The organism is Oleiharenicola lentus, assembly GCF_051660365.1.
In the GTDB taxonomy this organism is placed as follows: Bacteria; Verrucomicrobiota; Verrucomicrobiia; order Opitutales; family Opitutaceae; genus Lacunisphaera; species Lacunisphaera lenta_A.
Map to the genome: position 1 here is coordinate 1,304,806 of NZ_JBOZXB010000001.1, position 26,849 is coordinate 1,331,654.

At 59.1% G+C, this 26,849-nt stretch carries 19 protein-coding genes; 12 read left to right on the forward strand and 7 right to left on the reverse strand.

The window, feature by feature from the left end:
- Nucleotides 1-66 precede the first annotated feature (66 nt).
- The 3 genes from gyrA to ACRRQW_RS04785 all read left to right on the forward strand — a co-directional run bounded on the left by gyrA (nt 67) and on the right by ACRRQW_RS04785 (nt 5,609).
- Entirely contained in the window at nt 67-2,577 is a 2,511-nt protein-coding gene (gyrA, locus tag ACRRQW_RS04775; protein WP_438480117.1) for a DNA gyrase subunit A, read from the forward strand.
- A 137-nt stretch (nt 2,578-2,714) separates the two neighbouring features.
- Nucleotides 2,715-5,054 (forward strand): response regulator, encoded by a 2,340-nt coding sequence (locus ACRRQW_RS04780; protein WP_438480118.1) that lies wholly within the window; start codon nt 2,715-2,717, stop codon nt 5,052-5,054.
- Nucleotides 5,055-5,129: 75 nt separating this feature from the next.
- Nucleotides 5,130-5,609 (forward strand): PTS sugar transporter subunit IIA, encoded by a 480-nt coding sequence (locus tag ACRRQW_RS04785; protein ID WP_438480119.1) that lies wholly within the window; start codon nt 5,130-5,132, stop codon nt 5,607-5,609.
- 123 nt (nt 5,610-5,732) lie between these two features.
- On the opposite strand, the gene ACRRQW_RS04790 is transcribed toward ACRRQW_RS04785, so the two are convergent.
- On the reverse strand, nt 5,733-7,844 hold the full coding sequence (locus ACRRQW_RS04790; protein WP_438480120.1) for a S46 family peptidase: 2,112 nt from the start codon (nt 7,842-7,844) through the stop codon (nt 5,733-5,735).
- Between the two features lie 193 nt (nt 7,845-8,037).
- Between ACRRQW_RS04790 and ACRRQW_RS04795 the strand changes: the two genes are divergently transcribed.
- The 4 genes from ACRRQW_RS04795 (at nt 8,038) to ACRRQW_RS04810 (ending at nt 13,047) form a co-directional block, all read left to right on the forward strand.
- Nucleotides 8,038-9,750 carry a hypothetical protein gene (locus tag ACRRQW_RS04795; RefSeq protein ID WP_438480121.1) on the forward strand — a complete coding sequence of 571 codons (1,713 nt, stop codon included), beginning with the start codon at nt 8,038-8,040 and terminating at the stop codon, nt 9,748-9,750.
- Nucleotides 9,751-9,845: 95 nt separating this feature from the next.
- Nucleotides 9,846-10,817, forward strand: coding sequence for a magnesium/cobalt transporter CorA (gene corA, locus ACRRQW_RS04800; protein ID WP_438480122.1), 972 nt, complete (start codon nt 9,846-9,848; stop codon nt 10,815-10,817).
- Nucleotides 10,818-10,870: 53 nt separating this feature from the next.
- Nucleotides 10,871-12,262, forward strand: coding sequence for a M20/M25/M40 family metallo-hydrolase (locus tag ACRRQW_RS04805; protein ID WP_438480123.1), 1,392 nt, complete (start codon nt 10,871-10,873; stop codon nt 12,260-12,262).
- Nucleotides 12,259-13,047 (forward strand): WecB/TagA/CpsF family glycosyltransferase, encoded by a 789-nt coding sequence (locus ACRRQW_RS04810; RefSeq protein WP_438480124.1) that lies wholly within the window; start codon nt 12,259-12,261, stop codon nt 13,045-13,047. Before ACRRQW_RS04805 ends, ACRRQW_RS04810 begins: the two co-directional genes overlap by 4 nt.
- A gap of 48 nt (nt 13,048-13,095) precedes the next feature.
- Here the strand turns inward: ACRRQW_RS04810 and ACRRQW_RS04815 are convergent, their stop codons facing one another.
- The 4 genes from ACRRQW_RS04815 to ACRRQW_RS04830 all read right to left on the reverse strand — a co-directional run bounded on the left by ACRRQW_RS04815 (nt 13,096) and on the right by ACRRQW_RS04830 (nt 17,573).
- Nucleotides 13,096-13,761: a 3'-5' exonuclease gene (locus tag ACRRQW_RS04815; RefSeq protein ID WP_438480125.1), complete on the reverse strand. Its 666-nt coding sequence runs from the start codon at nt 13,759-13,761 to the stop codon at nt 13,096-13,098.
- A gap of 27 nt (nt 13,762-13,788) precedes the next feature.
- Complete coding sequence (gene queF / locus ACRRQW_RS04820) at nt 13,789-14,142, reverse strand: preQ(1) synthase (protein WP_438480126.1); 354 nt, start codon at nt 14,140-14,142, stop codon at nt 13,789-13,791.
- Nucleotides 14,143-14,235: 93 nt separating this feature from the next.
- Nucleotides 14,236-15,819 (reverse strand): ribonuclease Y, encoded by a 1,584-nt coding sequence (gene rny / locus ACRRQW_RS04825; protein ID WP_438480127.1) that lies wholly within the window; start codon nt 15,817-15,819, stop codon nt 14,236-14,238.
- A gap of 65 nt (nt 15,820-15,884) precedes the next feature.
- Nucleotides 15,885-17,573: an exosortase/archaeosortase family protein gene (locus ACRRQW_RS04830; protein WP_438480128.1), complete on the reverse strand. Its 1,689-nt coding sequence runs from the start codon at nt 17,571-17,573 to the stop codon at nt 15,885-15,887.
- Nucleotides 17,574-17,616: 43 nt separating this feature from the next.
- On the opposite strand from ACRRQW_RS04830, the gene ACRRQW_RS04835 reads away from it, so the two are divergent.
- The gene (locus ACRRQW_RS04835; RefSeq protein ID WP_438480129.1) at nt 17,617-18,708 is read left to right on the forward strand and encodes a glycosyltransferase family 4 protein; all 1,092 of its coding nucleotides are present in this window, start codon (nt 17,617-17,619) and stop codon (nt 18,706-18,708) included.
- Here ACRRQW_RS04835 and ACRRQW_RS04840 read toward each other — a convergent pair.
- Nucleotides 18,700-19,830 (reverse strand): glycosyltransferase family 4 protein, encoded by a 1,131-nt coding sequence (locus ACRRQW_RS04840; RefSeq protein WP_438480130.1) that lies wholly within the window; start codon nt 19,828-19,830, stop codon nt 18,700-18,702. The two genes, ACRRQW_RS04835 and ACRRQW_RS04840, sit on opposite strands and share 9 nt — an antisense overlap.
- 62 nt (nt 19,831-19,892) lie before the next feature.
- Between ACRRQW_RS04840 and ACRRQW_RS04845 the strand changes: the two genes are divergently transcribed.
- Nucleotides 19,893-21,164: a hypothetical protein gene (locus ACRRQW_RS04845; protein WP_438480131.1), complete on the forward strand. Its 1,272-nt coding sequence runs from the start codon at nt 19,893-19,895 to the stop codon at nt 21,162-21,164.
- On the opposite strand, the gene ACRRQW_RS04850 is transcribed toward ACRRQW_RS04845, so the two are convergent.
- Nucleotides 21,136-22,107, reverse strand: a complete 972-nt coding sequence (locus tag ACRRQW_RS04850) for a glycosyltransferase family 2 protein (RefSeq protein WP_438480132.1) — start codon at nt 22,105-22,107, stop codon at nt 21,136-21,138. The genes ACRRQW_RS04845 and ACRRQW_RS04850 overlap by 29 nt on opposite strands.
- A gap of 90 nt (nt 22,108-22,197) precedes the next feature.
- On the opposite strand from ACRRQW_RS04850, the gene ACRRQW_RS04855 reads away from it, so the two are divergent.
- The 3 genes from ACRRQW_RS04855 to ACRRQW_RS04865 all read left to right on the forward strand — a co-directional run bounded on the left by ACRRQW_RS04855 (nt 22,198) and on the right by ACRRQW_RS04865 (nt 26,784).
- On the forward strand, nt 22,198-23,646 hold the full coding sequence (locus ACRRQW_RS04855; RefSeq protein WP_438480133.1) for an O-antigen ligase family protein: 1,449 nt from the start codon (nt 22,198-22,200) through the stop codon (nt 23,644-23,646).
- A gap of 50 nt (nt 23,647-23,696) precedes the next feature.
- Entirely contained in the window at nt 23,697-24,926 is a 1,230-nt protein-coding gene (rodA, locus tag ACRRQW_RS04860; protein WP_438480134.1) for a rod shape-determining protein RodA, read from the forward strand.
- Nucleotides 24,927-25,035: 109 nt separating this feature from the next.
- Nucleotides 25,036-26,784, forward strand: coding sequence for an Rne/Rng family ribonuclease (locus tag ACRRQW_RS04865; protein ID WP_438480135.1), 1,749 nt, complete (start codon nt 25,036-25,038; stop codon nt 26,782-26,784).
- Nucleotides 26,785-26,849 lie beyond the last annotated feature (65 nt).

Sequence of the window (26,849 nt, forward strand, 5' to 3'; positions counted from 1 at the left end):
TCTCGTTCTCAACGAGAGATGAATCGAGAGAATGAGAAAGATTAAGAGAACGAGAAAGATTCCTAAATGTATACCGCTTCCGAAAAACTCACGACCGCCAACATCACCGACATCATGCAGTCGGCCTACATCGAGTATTCGATGTCGGTGATCATCTCCCGCGCGCTGCCTGACGCGCGCGACGGCTTGAAGCCCGTGCAACGCCGCGTGCTTTACGCGATGTTGCGCGAAGGCCTGCTGCACAACCGCCCGTTCGACAAGTGCGCCGGCGTCGTCGGTGAAGTGCTCAAGAATTACCACCCGCACGGCGACTCGTCGGTTTACGACACGCTCGTGCGTCTCGCGCAGACCTGGGTCATGCGTTACCCGCTCATCGATCCGCAAGGTAACTTCGGCTCCGTGGACGGCGACCCGCCCGCGGCGTATCGTTACACGGAAGCGCGTTTGAAAAACGTTTCCGAGGAACTCCTCAAAGACATCGAGGAAGACACCGTCGACTTCGCACCCAACTACAAAGAATCGACCACCGAGCCGACCGTGTTGCCGGCCGCGCTGCCGAATTTGTTGATGAACGGCTCGACCGGCATCGCCGTCGGCATGACGACAAACATTCCGCCGCATAATCTCGGCGAAATCATCGGCGCCGCGTGCGCGATCATCGACAATCCAAGCATCACGGTCGACGAGGTCGTCACCTACATCCCGGGCCCGGATTTTCCGACTGGCGGATACATCACCGGCCGCGCCGGCATTAAATCTTACCTCACGACGGGGCGCGGCATCGTCCGCACCCGCGGCAAGGCGCACACCGAGGAAATGAAAGGCGGCGGCGAGCAAATCGTCATCACCGAGATTCCGTATAACGTTAACCGCGCCACGCTGGTCCTCCGCATTGCGGAACTGATTCGCGAAAAGGAAATCGAGGGCGTCCGCGATCTGCGTGACGAGTCCGACGAAAACACGCGCATCGTCATCGAGCTGAAACGCGGCGAGCAGTCGCAGATCGTCATCAATCAGCTTTACCAAAAGACGTCCCTAGAATCCTCGTTCGGCGTCATCTTGCTCGCGCTCGACAAGAAGCGTCCGAAGCAAATGAACATCAAGGAGCTCCTTGAATGTTACATCGACCACCGCCGCGACGTCATCACGCGCCGCACGCAATTCCGTCTCAACCAGGCCAAGGCGCGCGCCCACATTCTCGAAGGCTATATCATCGCCCTCGATAACCTCGATGACTTCGTAAAGATCATCCGCTCCTCGAAGGACAAGGAAGAGGCCAAGCAGCGCTTGATGGCGAAATATCCGCTCTCTGAAATCCAGACGAACGCGATTCTCGAACTGCGCCTCTACCAGCTCACCGGTCTCGAGCGCGGCAAAATCGAAGCCGAATACCTCGAACTGATGAAGCTCATCGACGAGTTGCAGGGCATCCTCGATTCCGAGGCCAAACTGAATGCGTTGATCAAAAAAGAGCTGCTCGAGCTGAAGGACAAATACGCTTCCCCGCGCCGCACCGAAATCGTCGACGATGCCGGCGAACTCCGCATGGAAGACGTCATCCCGAATGTCGGCTGCGTCATCACCGTGTCCCACCTCGGCTTCATCAAGCGCACCCCGGTCGCGGACTACCGTTCTCAAAAACGCGGCGGTAAGGGCGTCATCGGCGCCGAGACTTACGAAGAGGACTTTGCCGAGCACTTGTTCACCGCAAGCACGCACGACTACATCCTGTTCCTCACGAGCACCGGCCAGTGCCACGCCAAGAAAGTTTACGACACGCCGGAAGGCACGCGCACCTCGAAGGGCAAATCGGTCTCGTCGTTCCTCCGCCTTTCCGAAGGCGAAAAGATCGCCGCGATGATTTGCGTGAAAGATTTCGCGCCCGATCAATACCTCGTCATGGCGACCAAGCGTGGCGTCATCAAGAAGAGCGCGCTTTCCGACTACGCGAACTGCACGCGCGACGGTGGCCTCATCGGAATTAACCTGGCCGAAGGCGACAGCGTCATCGGCACCGTGCTCACGACCGGCGACAACGAACTCATCCTCGTCTCGCACCAAGGCCTCGCGGTCCGCTTCCGCGAACGCGACGCCGAGTCCGGCGAAGTCCTTTTCCGCGACACGGGCCGCGCGACGGGCGGCGTGACCGGCATGCGCTTCAAACTCGATAGCGACTACCTCGACGTTATCGAAGTCGTCGATCACGACGCGAAATTCCTCGTGGCGAGCGAAGCCGGTCTCGGCGTCCGCACGCGCTTCGAAGATTACCGCCTCGTCAACCGTGGCGCGAGCGGCGTGTGGGCGATCGATTTGCCGGAAGACGGTTCGATCTGTCTCGCCGGTGCGCTCAGCATCAAGGATACCGACGAAGTCATGTTGCTCACCGCGAAGGGTCAAAGCATCCGCTGCCCGGTGAACACGATCCGCGAGGTCAACCGCGGCGGCAAAGGCGTGAAACTCCTCACGCTCGCCGAAGGCGACAAACTCCTTGGCATCGCGCGCATCGTCGAAACGGCTGAAGAGCTCGAAGCGAACACCACGCCGCCGATGGATGTTCCGCCGACGACCGAAGCGTAATCATCCCGCTCACCCACACCCGAGGCGCGCCCAGCAGGCGCGCCTTTTTTATTATCCCGCCAAGCTCGGGTTAGATGCAATTTAGCAACGAAGCGTAATTTTCCAAAGCACTGCATTTTATTCCTGCAAACTGCCGAATGTCGGCTGATACTGCGTTCAAGATGGATGCGAGCAAAGCCACCCCTGAATCGATCCGTCCGCTTCGAGAAGGAATATTCGCCGCCTTGGGCGTGTTTTTAGTTTCCTGCGTTGGCCTCGCGCTTGTGTATCATTTCTCGAAGCGCGCCCAGATCGACGCAGTGCGCGAAGAGTTGGCGGCGCTCGCCCGCACGCTCACCGTGCAAATCGACGGCGACCTGCACCGCACGCTCGTTTCAGCCGAACAAATGGGCTCACCTGCTCACCTCCAAGCGCTCGCGCCGCTCGTCGCTTTCCACAAAGCCAACCCGAATCTCTATTATGTTTACACGGCAGTCATGAAAAATGGCGCCGTGCACACCGTCCTAGGGACGGACCAAGTGCTGCCCAACCCGCGTTCCGAGGAACCGCCCGATCCTATCATGGTGCCCTATCGCGGCGATGACCCGGAATTCGAACGGGCTTTGGTCGAAGAACGCGTCATCACCAACGCCAATCCTGTTCGCGACGAGCAGGGGACTTTCATGAGCGGCTTTGCGCCATTTTATGATTCCCAGGGCAAAGTGGCCGGAGTGGCTGGGATCGACTTGGAATTGTCTGATTTCCTGGCGCGCCTCGCGGAAATTCGCAACGCGGTCTATGTGGCCCTCAGCGGCGTCGGACTACTTTCCGTCGCGGCAGGTTTTATCGTTTGGCGGTTGCGCACCACCGCCGCCGAAGCAGCGCGCCGTGACGCGCTCGCCAACGAAGAACTCCGTCGCTCCAAAGAACAAGCCGAGTCCGCGAACCAAGCGAAGAGTGCCTTCCTCGCGATGATGAGTCACGAAATTCGCACGCCCATGAACGGCGTCATCGGCATGGCGAGCCTGTTGCGCGATACCCCGCTGACCGCACAGCAATTGGATTATCTCCACACGATCGAGAGCAGCAGCGATTCCCTGCTGACGATCATCAATGACATTCTCGACTACTCAAAAATCGAGGCCGGGCGCATCGAACTCGAGCACGCGCCCTTCGACTTGCGCCAGTGCATCGAGGAATCACTCGACCTCTTCAGCGCGAAGGCTTCGCAAAAAGGCCTCGAACTTGCCTACTCACTCGCTCCAGGCGTGCCCGGATGGATCGTAAACGACGTCACCCGCCTGCGTCAGATTTTGGTTAACCTCGTCGGCAACGCCGTGAAGTTTACCGCGCGCGGTGAAATTGAAATCTCCGTCGTGCCCGAGTCCGCCGCGGGCGGCCCGCAATTGCATTTCGCGGTGCGCGACACCGGCATCGGCATTCCTGCGAACCGCCTCGACCGATTGTTCAAATCGTTTTCCCAAGTCGATAATTCCACCACACGCAAATATGGTGGCACCGGTCTCGGCCTAGCGATCAGTCAGCGCCTCACGTTGCTGCTCGGAGGCCGCATGTGGGTGGAAAGCGCGGAGGGCACGGGTTCGGTGTTTCATTTCACCATCGATGCACCGCCGCACAACGAGCCCGTGCGCGTCAACGTCGGCGCGAAACAGCCCGCGCTCGAAAATCTCCGCGTGCTCATCGTCGACGACAACGAGACCACCCGCACGATCCTTTGCGCCCAAACCCGCTCGTGGGGCATGATTCCCACGGAGATCGCGAGCGGTTCCGACGCCCTGCAATCGCTGCTCGCCAACGCCGACTACGACCTCGCCTTGCTCGATTACCAGATGCCCGGGCTCGACGGCGAAGAACTCGCCACCCGCCTCAAACAGCAAGAGTCCACCGCAAAAATCCCTTTGATCCTGTTAAGCTCCGCCGGCCGCCGACCCACCGCGGGGCTTTTCGCCGCGTCGCTCGCTAAACCGATCAAGCCTGCGCAGCTGCTCGCCACGATCGGCGAAATTCTCCATCGCGCCGCCAGCAAGGCTTCCATCTCGGTGACACCGCCCGCGGCGAAAGCCAGCACCGTCACCCTGGCACAACGCTGCCCGTTAAAAATCCTCCTGGCGGACGACAACCCCGTGAACCTGAAAGTTGCGCAAATGATGCTCCAGCGCCTCGGTTACCGCGCCGACCCCGCCGCGAACGGTCGCGACGTGATCGAAGCCGTTGCGCGCTCGCCCTACGATTTGATTTTAATGGATGTAGAGATGCCCGAGTTGGACGGCCTGCAAACCACGCGCCGCATCCGCAGCACCGGTGCATCTATCCACCGCCCCTGGATCGTCGCCCTCACCGCCAATGCGATGCAAGACGACCGCGAACGCGCGCGTGCCGCAGGCATGAACGATTTTCTCACCAAACCATTCCGGCCGGAGCAGCTCTCAGCCGCACTCGAACGCGGTTACCAGCAACTCAATAGTCCGAAGACTTGAGCAAAGGCGCGGGCGCGCGGAGCACTCCGTCCTTGCCAAGCTATGCGAGCGTGAATCTCTTAAAGTTAATTTCGCATGCCCGTCCGTCTTTCCAGCTTACTCGAACCGTCTCGCATCCAGCTCAACGTGCAGGGCACGAAGCGCACCGTCGCACTGAACGAGGTCGCCAAGCTCCTCGAAACCGACCCGAACGTCGCAAATTTTCCGGGCTTTTACCAAGAGCTGCTCGCGCGCGAACGCCTCGACACCACCTGCCTCGGGAATGAAGTCGCCCTGCCCCACGCGCGCACGGAACACGTCAAAAAAATCGTGATCGCCGTCGGACGCAGCACCAACGGCGTGCTGTTCGAAAACAGCAACCAGAACGTCAAATTGATGTTCGTCCTCGGCACCCCGAAATCTAATCCGGGCGATTATTTAATGCTCGTCGGTTCACTTTGCCGGTTGATCAAAGACGCCTCCAGCCGCGAAGCTTTGCTCAGCGCGCCCACGCCGGAAGCGTTCATCGCTTCGGTCAAAGAGCTAGAGACGAAACTCCTCGGGCCTGAGAAATAATTCAAAGCGGCGGTAGATCGGGTTCAGCTTGCTTGGCGGTCGCTCGCAACATGCGGCGCCCCCCGAAATAAAAAACGCCGGCCACCTCAGCAGCCGGCGTTTCGTTAGAAATTAGTCCACTGGTTACGGCTTCATGCGCTCGTGAGCCAGTAACTCATCCGCCAGGGCGCCGGCACCATAGATACTGCGCATTGCTTCAAGGATCGCGCGAACATCGACACTCACCGAACGCGCCTGGGTCTCCGAGTAGGCGTAGTTCCACACCAGCGTGTGGATATTGCCATCGAAAATAATGCCCACGAATTCGCCTGCGCGATTCAACGTCGGACTGCCCGAGTTGCCGCCGATGCTGTAATTCGTGCTGATGAAGTTAAACGGCGTATCGAGTTTCATCACCTCTTTTTTGGCCGGCCAGCTCAGAGGCAGATCGAACGGTGGTGTATTTAATTTTTCCACGGAACGTTCAAAAATCCCCCCGAGTTGCGTAAACGGCGCGATCTTCGCGCCCGCAACTTCGATGCCCTTCACCGCGCCATAAGACAGACGCAACGTGAACGTCGCATCCGGCGAGAGTTTGTCGCCGTCTTTCGCCCACCGCACTTTCGCGATGTGAGCGTGCGCCTGCTCCTTGATTTCGTTTTGCTGCTCGATGAGCTTGCGAATCTTCAGTGCATCACCGTCCACGGCGCGCACGAACGCAATCAGCGGATCCGCCACTTGCGCCATCTGCTCCGGCGTCATCGCGTAAAGCTCTTTGCGGAACGAGATATCGGCGAGCTTGGTGCCGCTGATCAATTCCGCCGCGCGAACGGCCGGGGCCTTCCCGCCCAACGCCGCCTTCACCGTGGGGTCGTTTGCACCGAGCTCCATCGCGAGGAACGTGAGATAATGCGTCAGCTCCAACTGCTCGAGGTCAGGATAAATTGTCTCCGCGGAGAATAGACTGAGTTCGAACGAGGCTTTGCCCGCGTCGCGATACTCAGCGAGCCGATCGCCTTGCGGTTTGGCAAATTCAGCGGGCGCACGCGCGAGCCGGCGCGCGAGGCTGAGCAGCTTGGACGCATGCACATGACTGAATGAGGTGCTCAAGTTGTAACCCGCCAGTAACGCTGCGCGCGTCGCGTGTTGCGCAATCACTTGCTGCGCTGTCTCGATTTTTTGCCACGAATCCGCCGCATCGAATTCCGGTTTGTCCTGCGCAAATTTCTTCAACGCCTCTTCTTCCGCTTTCTTATCCGTGAACAATTGCGGATCGAGCAGGCCCGCGATGCGGCCATCGAACACTTTGCGTGAATTCTCGATCCCGCGCAGGCCATCTTGCGCACGCCGGGAGGCTTCGGGACCCGTTTTGGCATAGCTGTTGAGCAACACTTCGCGACTCTTCAACGAGCGCAGGCTATACGGAAGTTGCGTGTCGCGCGCGTATTCGAGTTCCGCGAGGGTGATGAGGCGCTGCGTCGCACCCGGATGGCCGGCGAGAAACACAAGGTCACCTTCCTTCACGCCAGCGGAGTTCCATGTGAGGAAGTGTTCCACTTTCGCCGGCACGCCATTTTCGTAAGCGCGCACGACGGTCACATCGAGGTCGTAACGGGGAAATTCAAAATTATCCGGATCGCCGCCGAAAAACGCAGCCTGCTCTTCCGGAGCCCACACGAGGCGCACGTCAGTGTAACGTTTGTAGCAATACAGGTGATATTGCGCGCCCTGATAAAGCGTGACGATGTCGCTGCGCAGGCCGGTTTTCGCGAGCGATTCCTGTTCGATGGCCGCTTTGGCCGTGTTGCGCGCGCTTTGCGCTTCCGAAGCGGACATGCCGGGTTTAACCGCGGCGTTGAGTTTCTCGGTCACGTCCTCGATCGACATGAGCACGTTCAATTCGAGATCGACGCACTTCAATTCTTCCGCGCGGGTTTTCGCGTAGAAACCATCTTTCACGAAGTCTTTCTCCTTCGTGCTGAGTTTGTAGATCGCGTCGTGCGCGACGTGATGATTCGTGACAATTAATCCGTCCGCCGAGGCGAACGAACCGGAGCCACCATTATTGAAGCGAACCGCGGATTTTTGCACATGCTCGAGCCAGCTGGCGCTGGGCTCGAAGCCGTAACGGCTTTTTAGGTCCGTCAACGGAGCCTTGTTAAGCAGCCACATGCCGTCGTCGGCATGCAGGCTCAAAGCCGCGAGCGAGGCGAAAACCAAGGCGGCACAACGATTCAAAACGGAGAGGGAAAACATAAGGGAATGAATTTTCGCCCTTCAGTTCGGCGCAGCTGCGAACGATGACAAGGCCAAAGCCGCCTTCGATCCCCAACCCTACGCCCCAAGCCTGGACTTGCCTACGACTCTTCACTGGTCAGCGTCGGGCGGTTCATGATCGGATTTTCCAACTTTTTAGAAAGTAGCCCGCGACCCCTTTAATATAACCAGCATGACAGATGCTATTTATCAGGTCTTTCTTTGGTTGGATGACGGCTGGGAACGTTTTTGGATAACCGCCTGGATCAGCTTCGCGGCAGTATTGATTACGTCCTTATTGCCCTGCGCAGCGGGCACGCATTGGCGACGGTGGAATCATCCTGCTCTGTATTGCACACTGGTGCTGCTTGCGCTGGTGGCATTTCGCTGGCCGATGATCGGCGCGGGCATTGAATTCAATCCCGATGAAAGCCAGTTGCTCGCCGGGGCGATCACGACTTGGCACCGTCATGTCATTTGGTCGATCGACATGGGCTATTGTGGCCCGTGGGCGTTCCTACCGCTCACGTTGCCAGCAATGCTGGGCTTGCCCATCGACTACCTGAGCGGGCGGTGCGTGGCCTTGCTGATGACGTGGAGCACCATCGTTTTTCTGTGGCTCACGTTCCGCCACTTCTTTGCGGACAGATTGGCCAGGATGTTAGTTCTGCCACTTGTATGCTTGATGAGCTTCACGCGATCCGAAGATTTCGTGCAGTATTCTGGCGAGCAGTCTCCCTTGTTTTACTTTTCAGTGGCGCTCTGGCTTTTGCTCACCGCTTTCGATGACAAAGGTTTGGTTGTCCGTGTCGCCCGTCTTTTTCTGGGCGGCGTTTTCATTGGGATGTTACCTTTTTCGAAACTACAAGTCGCACCGATCGGCGTGCTACTGGCAGTATTTTTCCTAGCAGCAATTTTCCGACAGCAAAGTCAACCTCTCGCAAAGCGCGTGAGGCAAGCCGCCTGGTTGGTCGCAGGCGCATTACTGATGCTGGGTTTCACGATTAGCTGCATTGCCGCCAGCGGCTCACTATTTCACTTCTATAAATCTTACTTAGTAATGGGCCTCGTTTATGCCGGCATTCGCGCCTACGAGAATAGCGAATTCCTCCCGCTGATATGGCAGCTCTCAAAAACAGCTTGGGGGGTTTTTCCGTTTCTCTGGCCTACCACTGCGGCCATAGCGCTCGCACTGCCTTTTACTGCACTGGTCAAAGTCGAAGTCCGACGACTGCTGCCTCTTGGGGGTCTACTTTTTCTGAGTGCTTATTTTATCGTTTGGGCCCCCGGGAGGGATTCTCCGCATTATTTATTATTTTTCATCATTCCCACCGCGTTCCTCCTGGGCGTGTTCTACGGCGGATTAATCACAAATACCCACCGATCCGCTTGGCAGCGCCGAGGACTCATCGGCTTTTTCTTAGCAGTATGTGTAGTGCCACAAATATACTCCTGTTATTCCGCGGACACGCAGCCCTACGTTGGTAATCTGGGTTCCTCACGGGAATACGCGATCGGACCTGTCGCGAAAACCCTTCTTCCACTGATGCGCGAAGGGGATACTTTGACTGTGTGGGGTTGGGCGTGCACCTACTATGTGCAAACTCAATTGCCGCAAGGGACACGTGAGAGCCACACCGAGCGCCAAATCGTCTTTAGCCCAGAACAGGAATATTTTCGCATGCGATTCTTAGCCGACATGGAACGCGAACCCCCGGTTTTCTTTCTGGATGCAATCGGCGAAGGCCACTTTCGATTCACCGATCGGAATGTGTTCGCTCACGATCGTTGGACCGCACTGCAAACCGTGATCAACCGTCACTACCAGCAAATCGATGAGAAGGAAAACACGCGTATTTACATGCGCCGTGACCGACTCGCTGAACAGCCCGAAGCCCTGAAATAAAATCAGGGAGCCTGAGGGTCACGCATTGGTGCAGCGAGCGATCCGTGACTGCCGGCTTGCCACCAAAACACGACCACTCAGCATCGCCGTAACTCATGATCCATTCCTTCATCTTCAGCGAAGGCAAACTCGTCGGCCGTGACCTTGAGATCGAGGCGCTGCGTCTCGTCCAAGGCGACAAAGGCCTCATCACGTGGATCGATCTCGACAACCCGACCGACGACGAGATCAAGCAGGTGCTCGAAGGTATTTTCCATTTCCATCCGCTTGCCATCGAGGACTGCATGACGCCCAGCAGTCTGCCGAAAATCGAAGACTACGAAGATTATCTTTTCATGGTGACGCATGCGGTGGACTTTACGCGTCAGGATAAATTCGCGACCACCGAACTCGATTTTTTTCTAGGCAAAGAATTCCTCGTCACCTTTCACCGCACGCCGCTGCGCTCCGTGACCGCACTCATCGACCGCCTCGCGAAAAACGCCGGCCCCGGCCCGCGCGGCCCGGATCGCCTCGCGCACTCGCTGCTCGATCTGCTCGTCGACAACTACGCGCCGATGCTTTCCGAATTGCACGCCGAGCTGGAGGAAATCGAGGAAGTCGTGCTCAGCCAGGACAGCTCAAAGGCGTTCGTCACGGAGTTGCTGAAGGTGCGTAAAGATTTCACGCAACTCCGCCACATCGTCCGCCCGCAACGCGACGTGATCGACCGGCTCGCGCGTGGTGACAGCCGCTACATTCGCTCGACCTTGCTGCCCTACTTCCGCGATCTGCGCGACAACCTCGCACGGCTCGAAGACACCGCGATCGGTTACCACGAACGCCTGATGATGGCGTTCGACATTTATCTCAACAAAGCGGCATTCGAAGCCAACGAGGGCATCAAGTTCCTCACCGCAATCACCGCGATCACGATTCCCATCATGGTTGTCGGCACGTGGTATGGCATGAATTTCGAGCACATGAGTGAGCTGAGTTCGCCGCACGGGTATCGAAACGCATTTCTCATCACGCTCGTGTTCACGCTGCTCACCGCGCTTTATCTGAAAAAGAAACGCTGGTTTTGACCGCACGCGGGAATCCCGCTTGCCAGCAAAACCGCCTCCGCAACACTACGCGGATGCGATTCCCGAGCCGGCTGGTAACTTTTTTGGCAGGCAGCGCGCTTTGCCTCAACGCGGTCTTCGCCGCAGATGACACGACCGCCACAGACGAGAAAATGCTGCGCGTCATCTTCGACACCGCGCTCACCACCAGCTCTGCTTACGAACAACTCCGTGAGCTCACGACAAAATTTCCCGGGCGTCTCGCTGGTTCAAAAAATCTCGAAGGCGCTGTGCTTTGGGGTCGCGACATCCTCGCCAGCACTGGCGCCGACACCATTGAACTACAACCCGTGATGGTGCCGCACTGGGAACGCGGCGCGCCCGAAGTCGTGCGCTACTTCGGCCGTCAATTCGTCAGCCCAGTTGCCCTCGCCGCGCTTGCACTTGGCGGCACAATTGCGACACCACCCGAAGGCGTGCGCGCGCAAGTCGTGGAAGTCCAGTCACTCGACGAAGTCAAAACGAAGGACGTTAAAGGCAAAATCGTGTTCTACAATCGCCCGATGAATCCGGTGCACATTTCCACCGGCCAAGCCTACGGTGAAGCCGGCGACCAACGTCGCAGCGGCCCCATCGAAGCCGCAAAATACGGCGCGGTCGGAGCGCTCGTTCGTTCACTCACCCTCGCGATCGACGATTTTCCGCACACGGGCAATACCAGCACGCCTCCCGGCACAGTCACCGTGCCCGCCGTCGCACTCAGCACGGTCGCTGCCAACAATCTCAGCGCCGCGCTGAAACTCGATCCCGCCACCACCGTCGAAATGATCGTCAACGCGCGAAAGTTACCCGACGCCCAATCGCATAATGTCATCGGCGAAATCAAAGGCTCCGAGTTTCCCGAAAAAATTATTCTCGTCGGCGGCCACCTCGATTCATGGGACATCGCCGCTGGCGCGCATGACGATGGCGCCGGCATCGTGCAATCCATCGAAGTGATGCGCGTGCTCAAAGCCATCGGATACAAGCCACGTCACACGCTGCGCGTCGTGCTCTTCACCAATGAAGAAAACGGCATCCGCGGCGCAGCGGAATATTCCACGCAGGCCAAAGCGAAAAACGAAATCCATGTGCTCGCGCTCGAAAGCGACAGCGGCGGTTTCGCTCCGCGCGGCTTCAATCTTGGCAATCCTGCGGGTAACGCCCACACCTCGGCCGCTCGCTGGGCTGCATTGTTCCAGCCTTACGGGCTCGGCACCTTTCAAAAAGGCACCGGCGGCGCCGATGTCGGCCCGCTCCTTGCCCATGGTGCCACCGTCGCCGGCCTCATTCCGGACTCGCAGCGCTACTTCGATTATCACCACACGACCATCGACACCATCGACAAGGTCAACAAACGGGAACTCGAACTTGGCGCCGCCGCCATGGCCGCGCTGGTTTACCTTGTCGATCAGCGCGGTCTATGAGTTCAGCGCCGCCGCGCTTCAACGTCCTCGGCACCGGCGTCTCCGCGCTGTCGTTAGCTGAAGCGCGCGACGTCATCATCGCCGCTCGCGCAGAAAAACAGGAAGGTTACGTGTGTTGCGCGACTGCCTATAACGTGAACTTGGCGCGCTCGGATTTCGCACTGCGCGCCGCTTACAATCACTCCCGACTCACCACTCCCGACGGCATGCCGCTCGTCTGGCTCGGTCGCTGGCATGGCCATAAATCGATCACTCGCGTTTACGGCCCCGACATTCTGCTCGCTGCGTGCGACGCCGGTCGTCGCACGGACTTGAAACATTATTTCTACGGCGGAAACGACGGCGTGGCAGAATCGTTGCGCGAAAAATTATGCGCGCGCTTTCCGGGACTGCTAGTCGTCGGAACGTTCACGCCTCCGTTTCGTGCACTCAGCGAAACCGAACTCGCCGCACTACGCGCCGACGTCGCCTCAAAAAAGCCCGACGTGATCTGGGTCGGACTGAGCACGCCGAAGCAGGAAAAATTCATGGCCGAAATTGGCCCGTCACTCGCCACGGGAATTCTGGTCGGAGTCGGCGCAGCGTTCGATTTTCATTCAGGCCGCATAAAGCAAGCGCCGCGATGGATGCAACGCTCAGGACTGGAATGGCTTTTCCGACTCGGCACTGATCCGGTGCGGCTCTGGAAACGTTATTTAATCCACAATCCTTTGTTCGTGCTACGCACAGTCGCGCAACTCAGCGGACTAAAGAAATACAGCTTAACCACGAATGAACACGAATAGACCCGAATCAAACGCCGGAGATTCGTGTGCCTTCGTGTTCATTCGTGGTTAAAATAAATCCCCTTGGCTGAGCGCATCGCGTTTGTCGCCGTCGAGCGTGCTCATCTGCAGCAGCCAGGGAATTGTCGCGCCGGAAAATTCCGCTCGCTGCAAAAAGGCCTGGAGCAAAAGTGCACCAGCCAGCGCATCGTAAAGCGCGGCATGATAGTGCCGACGCTCTTCCGGACAGTGCGCCGCGGCGAGCGAATCGAGTCGGGCCTGCAATCCGGACGTGGCGATCAGCTCGTTTAATTTCCCTTCACCAGCCGTTTTAAAAAACTGCGGATAGAGTCGGCCAGGATCGATCCACGGTCCCCATTCGGAGGAAGTTTTTCCCGGGCGTGCGAAGTCACGCGCGTTGCGCGGATAAGCCCACACGGACTTCAACAAATGATTTTCCGCCTGGGCAAAATGTGCCGCGAGCGGACCGGACGTCCGTAACGTCGCGAAATAATCCCACTCTTCCTTGAAAGGTGCATGCGCGCTCACACCTTCCTCGGTCAGTCCGTGGATTGCGGTGTCTTCGAAGCGAACGCGACCAAGTGCGCGGCAGAGACGAGTGCGTGTCTCAGCAATCTCGCCCTCGCGAATCGTGACGACGCCAAACTCGATAATCCCCGAGGTCGTGTTGCCCTCGAAATCGATGAAATGGATCGGCCCGTCAGTCCAGCGCATGATCGGCACGGACGCTCCTGCGTCCGTTTACTTTTTCTTTTTCCAATCGGCCGTGACGACCGACGAGAAGCCACCCCGCGCTTTCCAATTCGCTACGATCGTGAGGCTGCGCGGTTTGAGGGCGTTGCCGATATCGTCACAAATTTTGTTCGTCGCTGCCTCGAAGAAGATGCCCTCGTTGCGATACGCGTGAAAATAAAGTTTCAACGACTTCAACTCGACGCAGGTTTTGTTGGCGACGTAACGCACCGTGATATCGGCGAAATCCGGATGTCCCGTCATCGGGCAAACCGACGTAAATTCGTGGTGCGTGTGCTCGATCAAGTAGTCGCGATGCGCCGCGGGATTCGGAAAAGTTTCGAGGATTTTCGGGTCAGCCATGATTAAGAAAGTTTAAGATAAAAGTTTAAGTTGAAGCAACCATAGTGAAGCCGGTTTCTTTCGCTTCAACTTCTTCACTTAAACTTCAACTTTTCAAGTCGCCGTCTCCGTGTAGCGCTGTTCGCGGATTACGGTGATCTTGATCGTGCTCGGATAATCGAGCTCTTGCTCGATCTTCAAGCGCAGCGTCTTGGCGAGCGCGTGGGCTTGCTCGTCGGTGACGATATTGGGCTGCACCAGCACGCGGACTTCGCGGCCCGCTTGAATCGCAAACGCCTGTTGCACGCCGGGCATCGTCATCGCGAGACGCTCGAGACGACCGAGACGCTCGATATAGGACGTCATCGACTCGGCGCGCGCGCCGGGGCGAGAAGCAGAAATCGCGTCGGCGAGAATCACGAGGCCCGCGTAAACGGTTTCCGGTTTCACTTCGGCGTGGTGAGCCGCGACAGCGTTTACGACAATCGTGGTTTCACCGTAACGGCGCACGAAATCGGCGCCGATGAGCGCGTGGCTGCCCTCATATTCGCCTTCGATTGCTTTGCCGATGTCGTGGAGCAAGCCCGCGCGTTTCGCGACGTTGGGCTCGAGGCCCATCTCGGACGCAAGCATCGAGCAGAGCTGCGCGACCTCGATGGAGTGATCGAGCACGTTTTGCGTGTAAGAGAAACGGAAACGCAGTTTGCCGAGCAGCTTGATGCTCTCAGGATGCAGGCCGGAAATTTTTAGGCGGTCGACGGTCTCTTCGCCGATTTGCGCGACGTGCAGATCCATATCGGCGCGAGCGCGATTAACAAAATCCTCGATGCTCGCCGGATGAATGCGCCCATCTTTCAGCAGGCCCTCGAGGGCGAGCTTCGCGATTTCACGGCGGACGGGATCGAACGATGAGATGAGCACCATTTGCGGCGACTCATCGATGAGCAGCGTGGTGCCGGTGGCGGCTTCGAAGGCTTTGATGTTACGGCCTTCGCGACCGATGATGCGGCCTTTCATTTCCTCCGTTGGCAGTTGGACGATCGTCGCCGTGATATCGTTGTTCGGCTTGCTGACGAGGCGTTGCATCGTCGTAACGAGGATGCGTTTACCTTCCTGCACGAGATCTTGCTCGGAGCGCTCGAGGAGTTCGCGACGCAGCGCGCGCAGTTCGTCCTGGCATTCGAAAATTACTTCCTCACGCAATTGCTTGCGCACTTCCTCGCCATCGAGCGAGGCGACGCCTTCGAGGCGTTTGCGTAGGCTCTTGGAAAGATCGCGCATGGCGTCGCGCGCTTGTTTGATCGCACTGGCTTCGCGCGCGAGGCGCTCCTGGCGTTGCTCCAGTTGGTAATCGAGCAGCGCGAGCGATTCTTCGTGTGAACGAATCTCGCGCAACATGAGTTCAACTTCGATTTTGCGGCGGTCGAGGTCGCGATTGAGTTCGTTTTCGCGCTCACGAATTTGCTCCTCGGCCTTGCTGACGAGTTCCTGCGACGCGACCGCAGCTTCACGTTTTGCGAGTTCCAGATGTGCACTCGCGCTTTGTTCGGCGATGCGCCGCGTCTGCCTCATCATCAACCACACCGCGGCAAACCCGGCGGCTACGCCCACGACCAGTCCGATCAGCAAAGCCCACAGGTAGGGCTCGGCTTCGGACGCTTGTGATAGTTGCTTGGTGGCTGCGATGAGGGTCAGCATCTCAGGACTGGCCAAGCTACGAACACCGCGAGCGTTGGCAACCCCGCATAAGGCGCAAAAAGCGATTAATTTACGGCCGGCAACGGTTCTTGAAAGGCCGGAAACGCGTGCGAAAGCACCGCTTGTAACCGCGCCCTCGCGGCTGCCTCGCCGTCCAGCGCATGGGTTTGCACCACCACATAGGCCCAACGGTGCGCCTGCAAATACCGCAACCGGTCGAGCGCGGTGCAAACCACGCGCTCGGTATTCGAAGCGACGACCTTGTCCGAACCCACGAACCAATACGCAAACAGCGCCGGCACTTTGACCGCCTTGCCTGGCTCCATGGAAATCTCTTTTTCGATTCGCAAAAAAGTCGCCGGCACCGCCGCGGCGTCACGACCGGGCCAGTTGAAGCTGCTCACGCTTTGCCCGACGATCGTCCAGCCCTGTCCCACCAAACATAATTCCGGCCGGTGAATCGATGATCGGTCGCGCCCGCTCAGCACAATCGACAAGAACACCTGCTGCCGCCGATCGCGCAACGACACGTAGTTCTTCCGCGAAAACCCCGTGTCCGCCGGCAGGGTTTCGCGCTCGATCGGCGTGATCTCCGCGCTCTGTCCCATCCAGTCGATCCCAAGATATTCCGGCAACGTGACCGGATTGGTGCCATCCGCTGCAAGCTTCACGCCGACGCGCGGACTCACCTGAATCGCATCCAGGCGACGCGTCACAAAAATCACCCCCAGCGCCATCAGTCCGACCCACAGCGCGCTTCGCCAAACCCGTTTGTCATATAATATATGACAAACCGGCTTGGCGCCCTCGATCGTTTTTACCGGAGATCCGAAGGCGATCGGTTGGCCGAGATGATATTTTTGCAGCAGCCAGACCGTCAATTGCACGAGACCGAGCACGATCACGAAAATGATAAACCCAAACCAATCGTGCACGACCGCGCCGGCTTTTTGTCCCTTCCATTCCGCTGCCACGATGATCGAGAAAATCCGCGCGACGTTGCCGATAAACGCATACGGAAAACACAGCAGACCGATCAGCACGCGTGCCCAGGTCGCCCGGAAATTCAGATAACCCAACAGCAGCGACAGCGCTGCCAACGCCATCAGCGAGCGCATGCCCGAACACGCCGCCGCGACGTCGTATTGGTAACTGCCATCGGGCGAGAGCAGCTGCGTGCCATTGCGGATCACCTCGATTCCAAACCCCTGCGCCAAGTGATACGCCGTTTCGATCACCCCGAGGCGCATATAAAAACCCGCCGTATCGAGCACATTGAGCGGTATCGCGAACACCATGAACGCCACCGGAAACATCGCCGCTCGTCCCCAACGCGGACCGCCCGCGAAGGCCAGCACGCCCCACATGAAAAGCAACAACCCCACGATGGAAACGCGCCCCTGTTGCAACGCGTAGCCGAGCAAATGAATCGCGAGACCCGCCAGCATCGCCGCCAACGGCGCACCGCGCGCAAGTGGTTTTGAAGCGTTGGCGATGCCGGCACGCGTGCTTTTCAGATTTCGCCACAGCAACCAGAGGCTCAGGCCGAGGATCAACCAGCCGTGGTCGCTCTCCGATTGCGGATTTATCCACTGATAGCCCCACCAATAAAACAACGAACTTGTGTCGATATAACCGCGACTCGCGCTGCCGAAACCCTGAAACACTACGAATCCCGTCGCCGCGCAAAGCCCGACCGCCCACCAGTGCCATGACGCGGGCGAAATTGGTTTTGCAGCTGGATTGGTTGCCATCGGCCCGCATCATTCCGCCTCCCGCTCCGTTTCCAAGCCGAAGATGAAACTTCTCGTCCTAGCCCAGACCCCGCCGCCCGTTCACGGGCAAAGCGTCATGGTGCAGGCGTTGGTCGAGGGCTTGCCGGCGCACGGCATCGACGTGCATCACGTGAACCTAAACTTATCGCGCGACTCCGCCGATATCGGTCGCTGGCGCGCAGGGAAATTTTTCAGCGTGCTCGGCGCTTGCCTCCGCACAATTTTCGGACGCTTCGCCCATGGCTGCGACACGCTCTACTACGTGCCCGCTCCCGCCAAGCGCGGCGCGCTCTACCGCGATTGGGCGGTGATGTTTTTTTGCCGGCTCTTTTTCAAACGCGTCGTCCTGCACTGGCACGCAACCGGTCTCGGCGACTGGCTGGAACACGAAGCGAAACCGCTCGAACGCGGGCTCACGCAATTTCTTTTGGGCCGCGTCAGCCTTGCTCTCGTGCTCGCCGAAAGTCTTCGCCGCGACGCCGGAATTTTAAAGCCGCACAAAATTGCCGTGGTTGCCAACGGCGTCCCCGCACCAATCGCCTTCTCGCCCTCGGTAAAACTGGCCGCGCCCATGCAGGTTTTATTTCTCGGCTTGGGCTCGGAAGAAAAAGGGTTGTTCGCCGCGCTGCGTGCGGTCGTCGCAGCAAATCGCTCCCTCGCTGCAATCGGGCAACGACCCGCCTTCACCCTCGTGGCGGCGGGCCCGTTTCCCGATCACGCGACCGAGCTTCGCTTTTTCGCTTTGGCTCAAGAGCACTCTGCCTTCATCCGCCATGTCGGCATCGTGCAGGGCGTCGCCAAGGAAAAACTTTTCGCCGAAAGCCACTGCTTGTGTTTGCCGAGTCGCTATCCCGCCGAAGGCCAACCCCTGGTGATCCTCGAAGCGCTCGCCCGCGATCTGCCCGTCGTCGCCTCGCGCTGGCGCGGCATTCCGGAGGCACTGCCCGCGGAAGCACTGCTCGTCGAACCGGGCAACGACGACGCGCTCCTCAGTGCGCTATTGCAACTGCACGCGCACCCGCCGCGCGCCGGCGCGTTTCGCGAGCATTTTCTCGCGCACTTCACCCTTGACCGGCACCTGGCGGCGCTCGCGGCGGCGCTCAAATCATTGTAACGTCGCGTAAATCGCGCTCCAGCGCGCAGCGAGCGTTTCAGTCATGGAAAATTTTCGCAGGTGCGCCGGCGAAATTTTCAGGTGCGCCCAGGTGGCAGGGTCGAGGCAGCGCTTGATCTGCCGCGCCAACGCCGGTGCATCGCCCGCTGGCACCAGCCAGCCGTTTTCACCTTCGAGAATAAAATCTTCCGGGCCGCCACCGCGCGTCGCGATCACCGGTCGACCGGCGAACAACGCTTCCAGCGCAATCATCGAAAACGGTTCACCGTCGGAGGGCACTACGACGGCCTCGACGCGGTCGAGCAGGCCGGCCGAGGAAGTTTGCCAACCGAGCCAATGCACGCGTGCCGTGAGCCCCAAGTCTCGCGTGAGCGCGTGCAATTCCCGTTCGCACGCACGCGATTCCGGCGAGTCGTTCGCACCGCCGATGTGATAAAATTCCACGCGACTGGCCACGGGTAATTGCGCGAGCGCGGTGAGCACGAGATCCCAGCGTTTCCAACGCACCAGTAGACCCGCGCCGCCGAGCCGCAGCACACCATCGACCGGCCCGCAATGCATCGTTGCCGGCAGGGACATCGTCACGCCGTTGGGCATGCAGCCATCCCACGAATCATCGCCGAAGCGGTAGTGACGTTTCATCGCCGGGCTATACCACACCAGCCGCGTCCCTAGTTGCCGCGCGGCCCAGCGGTAGAACCAGCGTTGACGCCCGTAGCAATGCACACTCACCACCACGCGCCGCTCGCCAAACCAACGCAGCCACAAGCCGACCAACAAGCCCGCGCGCGAGTGTCCGTGAAACACCCGCGCTTCATCCGCTCGCAACCAAGCCCGCACCACTCGCGCCACCGCGCGCGCGCGCCAAAAATTCGTTGGACTGATTTTTTCTCCTTCAACTCGGGGCAATTCCAACAGAGGCAGCGGCGGCGCGAGGTGTTGAACACCGCCCGCATTCATCCCCAACACACAGCGAGACTGGCCGGTCGCCGCGAGATTGCGAATGACCGTCACGATACCGCCACGATCGTCGTCGTAGCCGGTGTAGTGGAGAATTTCCGCGGGGCGCTGCGCGTGCACGTTGCCACCTAAACGCAACGCGCTCCGACCGGAAAGCCCCAAACGCGCGAGGCGCAGCTTGCAGCGTCCGGCAGATTCATGAAGATGCGCCGGACTTCGCTTTCATGTCTGGCTCCGCCTCCAATTCCCGCCTCCGGATCGTTCCCATTCTGCTGGCTCAAGTTGTCGGGCTCGCCTGCGGCATCGGCGGTCTGTGGCTTAACTCTCAACTGTTAGCTCCGGCGACGCTTGGGTTCTACGGGGTTTTTCTTTCGGTGGTGCCGATCGGCGCGTGGGTCGTGCACGCGGGCTTGATCAAATATGCCAATCGACACTGGGCGGCTTCCTCCGCGCGAGCGCGCTTGAGCCGAGATCTGGTCGCTGCGTGGGCGCGCCGCCTGCCGTGGCTGGCCGCACTCGCGGGAGTGGCGGCGTGGGTGATGCCCGGTCGGCATTCTGCCGAAACGATTTTTCTCGGCGTGATGCTTTTTATCGCGGCGGCGCTACTTTCGCTCGGCGCGATTGCGCAGGCGGCGCTGCAAGCCCGACAAGCGCACTGGCGCGATTGCGCCGTCACCGTGGGCAGTTCAGTCACGCGATCATTCGGACCGCCGCTGCTTTACGCTTCGCTGGGCGGGAGTGCTTTTTTGCTGTGGCTGGGATTTGGTTTACACGCAGTCGTGCTGGCGGCGTTGGGCTGGTGGATGCTGCGCGCTGATTGGCGTGGCCCTGTGATGAAAGCCTCTGCGAAAACTGACTTCGCCGCCGCCTACGAAGGCCCGTTGTTCACTACGTTGGCGCTGGCGAGTTGGATCGTCAGCGGGATGAACCGCTGGTTGATCGCGAGTTTTCACGGACCCACCGAAGCGGGTTATTTTACGCTGATGGGCGGAGCCGCCGTCATCATCACGGCGATGCTGGGCACGGCCATTTTGCAATATGCACAGCCCGGTCTGTTCGCACTCGGCGACCAGGCGGCGCGCAACCCCACTCCGCTCGCGCGGCGCGCCGATCTGCTCGCGTTGAGTTACACGTTACTCGCCGCGCTCGCGCTTGGATCGTTCCAACTCGCTGCGCCATTGCTCATCGGCCCGCTCATCAATCCCATTTACGCCAACGCCCTCGGCTGGCTCCTGCCGGGCGGAGGTTTCGGCATCGCGACGATGACGGCATTGATCTACCACAACCTTTTACTGGCGGGTCGTCGCGAGCGCGCGTGCGGGCCGGTGGATCTGACCACCGCCGCGGTGTTAATCGGCGGCAGCGCGTTCAGCGCAGCGACCAGTCTGCCTGGCCTGAAACTCTGGTTGTTGTTCTCGCCGCTCGTGCCGTGGCTGCTCACCCGCACGCTGGCACGACATTATCTTTTCAAGCCAGCGCCCGCACCGGCCCTTTGAAAAACATCCGCACCACGTGACCGCGTTCGGCAGGCAACGCTTGACGCCACGCGCGCCACGCCAGCCGAAACGCAGCCCACGCCGAAGCGAGCGAACGCTCCAATGCGAACGCGCGTCGCGCACGGTAAGCCGCGAGTTCCACGAAGCCCTCCGCCAACGCGATCCCAGCGATGCGCCGGCTGTAATTTGCCGGAGAAAGCGCCCCGGCCCAACCGAGAACTTCCGCCACGTTTTCCGCGCGACCCGCGCGTCGGCGGGCAGTGATCAAACTGATGGCGCAGCGACTGTTTTCGATGAGCGGCATTTTTTGCTGCGTCGTTTGCGCTCCATACCAGCGGTAGTGCAACAGCACTTCGGGAATCACCACCGCGCGCCAGTGTTCGTTGATCCGTGATTGAAAATCCAAGTCGGCCGCGAACGGAAATTCAGGACGATACGGCGCGGCCAAAAACAACTCACGCCGCCCCATGCTGGCCGGAAGAAAAATCGGCGCGGCGTATTGCGAGTAAGCCAAAAACGTCGCCGGATCAGTCAGCGTGAACATGCGCCCGGTCACGGATCCCGCTTCATCGATCCGGTCGGCCAGCGCGGATACAAGCCCCAGCCCCGAATCTGCTCGCAACGCGGCGACTTGTTTTGAAAACCGCGTCGGCAGAGCCAAGTCATCGTAATCGAGCAGTGCGATAAACTCTCCGCGTGCCGCCGCGACGCCCGCGTTGTGGCCGGCGGCGATGCCGGCGTTGCCCGGCAAACGCAGCCAGCGAATGCGCTCGTCCGCACCAAGTTCGCCCAACGCTTCCGCAGAAAGATGCGTGCCGTTGTCCACGAGGATTAATTCAAAATCTCTAAACGTCTGTGCCAGCAGGCTCGCAATCGCCGGCCGCAGAAAGGGCGTGTCGCGATGAAAAACCATAATCACAGAGACGGCGGGCATGGCGCTCATGTGTAGGCGGCGCGACACTCCTGGCAAGGCCGGGGTCGGCTCAGGTCCGGGGTTGCGCCGGGGCGTGCGGCCAGTTCTGCTCGAAAAAACATGGACCCTCGCCTGCGCACGTTGCTATTCGGTGCCGCCGCGGTCGCGCTCGCCACTTGGGTGGGCGCTTCGATCGCGCAGGAGGACTTTTTTTTGGCGGCACTCACGGCGGTGTTGTGCGTATGGGCGGTCTTGTCGTGGACGCGCGGACCATTCGCCGAGGCGTGGTTACTGGGCTTGCTGGTGTTTGGCTACGTGATCGGCAACCGCGGGTTTGCGCAGATGGCGCCGGTATCCGGGTTGCCCGTCTTTGCCAGCGAACTCGGACTCGCCGCCGTGTTGACAATCACGCTGCTGCGCGGAGCGCTGCGACGCCGCATCCCGTTTCAGCGCGACTGGCTGAACACTCTGCTAGTGCTGTGGATCGCGCTGGGCACGGCGCGCATCGGCTGGGATGTGCGCACATTCGGGTTCGTGGCGTTGCGCGATTTTGCGATGATTTATTACGTGCTGTATTTTTTCGCCGCGCAGGCGGTGGCCGATCACGAGCTGTCGCGAAAATTATTGCATGCTGCGCTGATCGCCACCTTCGCCTTTTTGCCGGTAACGAGTCTCCTGGTGGAGCTGTTTCCCGATTTTTTCCGCGCGCATTTGCTCGTGCAGGGCGTGCCACTGATTTTCTACAAAGGCGACCTGCTCGCGACGTTTCTCTTTACTGGATTCATTCTGATGCTGCCAAAAGGCGAATTCAAGTGGGGCGAGACGTGGTGGCGCTGGTTGCTGGCGCTGACCGGGCTGGCGTTTGGCCTGAGCATGTTATCGCGCGCGAGCATGATGGGACTAGCCGTGGCGATCGGTTGGCTGGCGCGGTCCGGCCGCTGGCGTCCGCTGCAAGCCCTCGTCGGCGTGTGCGCACTCGGGCTCATCGGCATCACCGCGGGCTCGTTGCTCCAGAAAAAAGATTTCACGCAAACAAAAGCTTACGCGATCTACGAAGCTGTCGCGTCCATCGTAGATGTGAGCGGAACGCGCGTGTATCAAAGCGACCTGAGTAGCGACAAGGGTGACAACAACCGCTTCCGCCTTGTGTGGTGGAAAAACGTTTCCGAGGAAACGCTCTCAACGTCGCCGGTGTTCGGTTTGGGTTTCGGGGCGGATCTCGCCCGCGGGTTTCTTTTGGAATATTACCCAACCGAGGAATTGGATTTCACGACGCGAAGCCCGCACAACATTTTCATCACCACGCTCGGACGCATGGGCTTGGTCGGTGTGGTGTGCCTGCTGGCGGTTTATTGGGTGCAAGCCCGGAGCACGGCGCGAGTCGCCCGACGCGCCCGCGGGAACGATGTCCGGGAACGCGAGGTGACGCTGCAAGCGGCGTGTTGGGTCATCATGATCAGCGCGTGTTTCGGGGTAGTGCTGGAAGGACCGATGGGCGCGATCCCGTTTTGGATCATGCTCGGGCTGGCCCATTTTGAAGCAACGCGACCGATTGAAACGGAAACTTGATTGCGCCGTTGCCAGTGACTCGCGCGGGTGTTTAGTGGCGCTTCCTCCCTTTGAAGTTTCTCCAACGCATCGATCTCATCAGCTTCTTGAAGTTCACCACGCGTGAACGCTTCGATTGGATCACGCCTGCGTGCATTTTTACGCTGAGCCTGTTCGGGCTGTTTTTTATTTACAGCGCGCAGTTCGCGACGGAGCAGGAGGATTGGTCGAAGCAATTGGTTTATATCGGATTAGGCGTGGTGGTTTACATCGTCACGTCGCTCCTGGATTACCGGCTTTGGTTGAAATACGCGCACTGGGTTTACATTCCGGCGCTGGTGTTTTTGGTCGCGGTGTTGATTCCGGGCATTGGCACGACGCATGGCATGGGTGCGCGTCGCTGGATTCAACTTGGGCCGGGATCGTTTCAACCGTCGGAATTTGCCAAAATCGCGGTGCTTTTTGCCACGGCTTCCATCCTGACGGGATCGAAGCTCGGGACCGTGCGGGATTCTTTGCAAGTGCTGATCAAATTGGCCCTTGCGGTGGGTTTGCCTATGTTGTTGATAGTCGCGGAACCCGACCTCGGGAGCGCTCTTGCGATTGCTCCGATGGTTTTTGCCATGCTTTACGTTTCCAACCTCTCAACCCGCTTTTTCGCCGGCGCTTTGGGTGTGTTCGCGTTCCTGGTGGGCATGGTGGCGCTGGATGTTTGGCAATACTCTAAATACATAGAGGAAAATAAGTTGGATTACATCCGTGACACTGGATCCTACGAAAAACACTCGTGGTTACCCTTAAAGGATTACCAACGGAACCGCGTCTTGGCGTTTGCCATGCCCGGTGAAGTTGACCCGACCGGCATCGGCTGGAATAGCCGCCAGTCGCTCATTTCGGTCGGTTCGGGCGGGTTGATCGGCAAGGGCTGGACCGAGGGCACGCAAGCCAAGCTCGGCTACCTGCCCCGCGCGGTCGCGCATAACGATTTTATCTTCTCCGTCATTGCGGAGGAAAAAGGATTTTTGGGAAGCATCACCGTCATTGGACTCTTTGGCGTGGTGTTGTGGAACGGACTGCGGATCGCCGGCATCGCCCGCGACCGTTTCGGCGCCTTACTCGCGCTCGGCGTCACGGTGCTCTTCACCGTGCATGTGTTCGTCAACATCGCCATGACCGTCGGCCTCGTGCCGGTGAAAGGTATACCGCTTCCATTTATTAGTTACGGCGGCACGTTCGTGCTCAGCTGCTGTTTGCTGCAAGGACTGGTTCAAAGCGTCTATCGTTTTCGGAGGGACTTTTAAATGAGTCTCCTGCCACCCGATATGGACCGCTCTGCCGGAATCTCCTGCACACAGCCCGCTGATCGCGTGTGCCCCGTCCACACAAACACCACCCGGGAAAACCCCAACCATGAACGATCAGCAATCCAACTCTGGCGCTCCCCACAAGGACGCCGCACGTATTGAAGAGGAACTCGCCAACCCGCCCCCGCAGAAACACAGCGAACCCCTCACCTCCGAACAGCTTAAAAACGAATCCAAAGAACGCGCCGCCGACCGACCGATTCTCCAGAAAATCCTGAGTATTTTCCGCAAGGAAAAAGGCACCTTCCGCGAACTCGTCATCAATTCCGAGCCGCTCGAAAAGCGCGTCGCGCTGCTCGTCGACGGCACGCTCGACCGCTTCGAAATCGAACGCGATTCCGACAACCGCATGGTCGGCGGCATCTACAAAGGCCGCATCAAGAACCTCGACCCGGGCCTCAAAGCCGCGTTCGTCGACATCGGTTACAACAAAAACGCCTTCCTGCATTATTGGGATATGTTGCCCGCCGCCGCCGACTCGTCCGTCGAAGTCGTCCGCGTTAACAAAAAGAAAGGTGCCGACCAAAAGCAGGGTGCCGCACCGACTGTCAAAGACATCCCGAGCCTCTATCCTCCCGGCAGCGAAATCGTCATCCAAGTCACCAAAGGCCCGATCGGCACGAAAGGCCCGCGCACCACGACCAACCTGTCGCTGCCCGGCCGCTACCTGATCCTTACGCCGTTCTCGGACGGTTGCGGCATCTCGCGCAAAATCGAAGACCCTACCGAGCGCAAGCGCCTCAAGACGCTCATCAACGAGCTGACGATTCCCGAAGGCATGGGCGTCATCGTCCGAACTGCCGGCGAAGGCAAAAAGCCCCGCTATTTTGTGCGCGACTTGCACCTGCTGTTGACGAAGTGGAAGGAAATCCAGCGCAAGATGGACACCGACCGCGCGCCGGCCTGCCTTTATCAAGAGCCCGACATCGTCGAACGCACCGTGCGCGATTTCCTCACCGAGGACATCGACCGCGTGCTCATCGACAACGAAGCCGACTTCAAACGCACGCAGGAACTCGTCTCACAAATCTCGTCCCGCTCGCGCGGTAAGATCGCTTACTACAAGGAATCGATTCCCGTTTTCGAACGCTATAACATCGAGCGTCAGATCGAGCAGACGTTCCAGCGTCGCGTCACCCTGCCCTCCGGCGGCGAAATCGTCATCGACGAAACCGAAGCGCTGATCTCGATCGACGTTAACACCGGCTCGCACAAATCGCGTTCCGGCGACGAAAAGAACACGATCTTCCAAGTAAACATGGAAGCTGCCGTGGAAATTTCGCGCCAGATCCGTCTCCGTAACATCGGCGGCCTCGTGATCATGGATTTCATCGACATGAAAGAGCGCCGTCACCGTAACTCCGTTTACGACAAGATGGTCGAGCTCATGTCCGAGGACAAAGCCAAGACGCACATCCTCCCCATCTCACAGCTCGGCATCATGCAGATGACCCGCCAGCGCCAGCAGGAATCGCTCTCGGCCAATATCTACACCGGTTGCCCTTATTGCCGTGGCCGAGCCGTGGTGAAATCCGCGACGACGATGTCTGTGGAACTCCAGCGCAAACTCTCCTCCGTCGCGCGTCGCCTCCAAGCCCGCAAAGACGGACGCGAATACGCGCTCCGCGTTCACGTGCACCCCAGCATCCTCGAACGCCTGCGCGTCGAAGATTCGGAGCTGCTCGTCCGCATCGAGAAGACGTATGGCATCAAACTGGCCTTCCGCGCCGACCCGAACTACCACGTCGAAAACTTCAAAATCATCAACGCGATGACGAACGAAGAGTATCGCTAAGCATGATTCGAAATTAATCTTAAAGGCCGCTCTCTCTGAGCGGCCTTTTTGCTTTAGGATTCCGA